At 46.1% G+C, this 3,914-nt stretch carries 2 protein-coding genes; both read right to left on the bottom strand.

The window, feature by feature from the left end; all coding sequences use genetic code 11:
- A partial coding sequence (locus tag KDK19_RS05045; protein WP_257291477.1) for a hypothetical protein occupies positions 1–2,737 on the bottom strand: 2,737 nt, incomplete at its 3' end.
- Between the two features lie 363 nt (positions 2,738–3,100).
- Positions 3,101–3,914, bottom strand: an 814-nt coding sequence (locus tag KDK19_RS05040) for a hypothetical protein (protein ID WP_257275581.1), incomplete at its 5' end; no start/stop codon positions are given.

Here is a 3,914-nt window from a genome sequence, read left to right as displayed (position 1 = left end):
TGCTGAGTTTATGCAGGGCGCTCAACGAGGGAAACAGGTCGAATACAGCCTGGGCACGGCTGGCTTCCAGAAAGCGCAGCTGATCATCCTTTGTTAAAGGTTGCAGAATTTTCAAGTAAAGCCTTTGCATGTATTTGAGTTTCAGCACCCCCGACAATGCTTGCAACCGGGCTGAGTAATGTTCCCACAGGCTCTTATCCGGTAATGACTTCAGCCGTTTGACGAAATAGACAAAACGCGATCTGTGTTCACTGGCAGAAAACAGAACCATTGCCTTGTCTAATACATGCAAAGGCAAGGACTTACTCGAATGATGCAGCAAAAAATTCCGGTCCTGTCGATCAGCCCGGAGGTAGCGCTCAACACCTTTGCCGCCATAAGAAGAAAGAAGTCTTATCAATGGTTTTAGCATCAGAACGGTTTTGGTGTTTTCATGGATTTTAAGAAATTGTTTTAACACTGCCCAGCTGAGTGACAAGTCCGGTTTGGAGGTGGAAAGGTAAAGAGCCACTGTTTTTATCTGACGATTGAATTTGTCATCCTCTGAATCGCTATTGTATTCGTCGTCCTCTTCACTATCTGAATCGCCATTTCCTTCAGTAAATTTTGTAAACAGCCACTGTTTCAGTTGTGTTTCCTGATGTTGCAGCATCTTAATAGCAGGTAGGCTTTCTGATTTCCAGAGCTTGGTCATAATTTGCAGGAGCAGATGATTGGTTGTCCCCCGGCAACGTGTCCAGTCCAGCACTTTTTTTACCTGATCATGTTTGGGCACGCCCTGGCAATGATTCATGGACGAGAATGCGCGGAACCTTTCTATACTGAAATCGCCATCTTTGTCTTTCCATTCTGGCCAGCCTAGCACCTCTTTTACTTCCTTATATTTGAGCATGCCCTGACCATTATTCATGCAAGAAAAGGCGCGGAAGCACTCCATACTGAACTCACCATTTTTGTCTCTCCATTCAGACCAGCTCAGTACCTCTTTCATTTCCTCATGTTTGGGCACGCCGTTGGTGTTGTACATTGACGAGAAAGAGTGGAATAGCTGCATATTGAACTTGCCATCCTTGTCTTTCCATTCCGGCCAGCTCAGTACCGCTTTCACTTTCTCATGTTTGAGCATACCTTTGGTATGATTCATGGATGAGAAAGCGCGAAACCGCTTCATACTGAACTCACCATCCTTGTCTTTCCATTCCGGCCAACCCAGCACCTCTTTCACTTCCTCATGTCTGAGCATGCCTCTGCCATGATTCATGGACGTGAAGCAGCGGAACAGCTCAATACTGAACTCATTATTCTTGTCTTTCCATTCCGACCAGCCCAGCATCTCTCTCACTTCCTCATGTCCGGGCATACCTCTTTTGGCGTACATAGACGATAAAGAGCGGAACAGCTCCGTACTGAATTTACCACCCTTGTCTTTCCATTCCGGCCAGCCCAGCACTTCTTTCATTTCCTCAGGCTTGGGTACGCCTTTCCCATTATTCATGGACGAAAAGGAAGTCAATACATCTAAACTCGCTAAATATTTGAGTTCGCTTTGGCTACGTTCGGCAAAATCACGGGTATGTTTTTTTATATTCTTTAACATGCCGGTCAACATGCCGGTATTTTTGATGGTTTCAGGAAGGTGCCGAAAAAAAACGATTGCATTATCGAAGAAGCCATTAAAAGACTTTCTCTCTACGAAACCAAGTAAGTTATAAAAAGTGTACTTGGCTGTGATGTTTTTTTTCTTGAAAACCTGCATCAGGGTTTGCACTTTTTCCAGCTCTTCCTCAGTTAATTCGTAAAGGATTTTTTCTTTTACTTTTTCCAATGGGTCATCTGAGATTCGAGTGTCTGCTCGTTTCTTTTTTTTAGCCGGTGTTGGTGCAACTGCTTTCGAATTATTTCTCTTTCTACACGAGCCCTTGTTTTTTTTCTGAGCAGGTTCTGATGAGTCATGCAGCTGAGTTTCTTCTGAGCTACGTCTTGCTCTTTTTTTACCATTAGTGCCTGAAAGGCAGGTGTTGCATAAAAACGCTGAAGCTGATTCCTCATTTGCTATGCGACTTATTTCCTGTGTATTCAGTGTCTTTTCACAATTGGAACAAGTTACAACCAAATTTTCGTTATCCTGCTCAGCAGAGGGTTTTAGTGGGTCATCACCTCCACGACCACTGCCGCCTGATGAACCGGTTCCCTGGTTACAGGCAGGGACTTCGCTCATCTGCCTGTTCTGAGACGTTGTCGTGGTTGTTGATGCTTTGGTCGTTCCGGAGGGTTGATCCTTTTCCCCGTTACACGTTTGACGGCCATAGTATTTGCCAGAAGCGATCACACGGTAAAGGCTGATTTCCCGACTATTCTCTGCTAGCCATGTCTTAACCAGCCCCGGATGAATCGTGGCGGGGTCTGACCTTTCCAGATCAAGAAGGTCCGCTTCAATCACCATGATCCGGTCTGACAAAATCCGGGCCAGCGTGGTTTGGCCTGTCTTAATCGCCCATAGTCGTTTCATTCGTAATATTCGAAGCAGTCGCCTTTTTTGTTGCAGGCATTTTTGAACAGGGTCAGGAACGAGGGTGAGGTCAGGGAGAGGCACCTTGTCAGGATTCCAGTGATTTCCGTCAGGTGGCCTGTCGCCATCATCTCCACCGGCAGCCCCCGTGGCGGTCAGAGCAGTGGAAGAATGCTCCAGGGCTTTCGGAGACGTGACCATCAGGTCAATGCGGCGTGTTTGCGTCATTGGCCAAACGGGTTGGAGAGGTAATTGAAGAAACGCAGGGGGACTGTTATTCGGCAGCAGCTGAAGCAAAATGAGCGCTAATTGCGTCAGCCCAACCGGAAGAGGCTTGGGCTGTTCATGTCCGGCTAACTTATTAGTATACAAGAAATGTGCTGGCAGCAGGTTTGAGCTGTCTAATCCCACTGCAGGCAGTGACTCACCAGACATTATTGTCACTAACAGCAGCAGTGATCGGACCATCGGGCAGATAGTTTTGTTTTTCTGTGGGCGTCCCATAGACTCAGGCGCATTGATTGACGTTTGCCGTATGCACGAGAATGTATAGCATCCCACTGGTTTTCGCGCCATAAACGGAGTTGGCAATTAGAAAATACTCCCACACCCATCAAGTAACTCTAATTCCTGGCAACTCTGATAAACATCAGGATTAACCCCTGATAATAAAGGGTCTCCTCTTCTTAACCGCTTTATTTTTCTGCATGCCAGTTGCCTCCATCTTTTCAGTATGTGGTCGGCGATATCAATTTTGGCTTTTTTAAGGACGGTCACTACATGCATAAGCTCCATTTCATTCTCATACTCGTTCAGTAATGTCAGTATTTCAGTGCTAAAAACTTCTGTCTGATTTAGCTTTAACCATAGGCGGCCAAACGCCTGTTTTTCTCTTTGGTCGTCGGGTGGGTTAACGCTTTGTAGTTCCGGTTCACTGATCGGCTCACAGGCTTCAGCTGTTCTGGATGGAACGTTATTCAAGTATTGAAACAGTGATTTTTTAATCTCATCGGGGCATTTTGTATCTGATGCTTCGATGCTTATTTTCAGTTTGCCAAGCAAGGAGACAGGCAGTCTCTCTTTATGATGGTCAAGGGATTTCCAGGCGACAGCTTTGATGGCCATTCCTCTGCTGATCAGGGTAGCCAGCACATGCATAGGTATTGGGTTGAAGGGCGCGACTCCAACATCACCTTTTGCCCCGGGCTCTCTGTTTACGACTAACCCGGTTTCGAGTCCCTGGATACATACCGGGTAATCGGGTTCTGAACGCTTTTGCCAATGATCTGCTGACAAATAATAGTGTTCAGGCACCCCAGTGATTTTCAAAAAAATCCTGAACTGCTCCTCTGACCAGTTGCTAATTTCCATTTTTTCATTCTGTATTTTCAGCTGCGGCATTGGA

The organism is Endozoicomonas sp. ONNA1, assembly GCF_024606325.1.
In the GTDB taxonomy this organism is placed as follows: Bacteria; Pseudomonadota; Gammaproteobacteria; order Pseudomonadales; family Endozoicomonadaceae; genus Endozoicomonas_A.
This window is presented reverse-complemented; position numbering and strand designations above follow the sequence as displayed.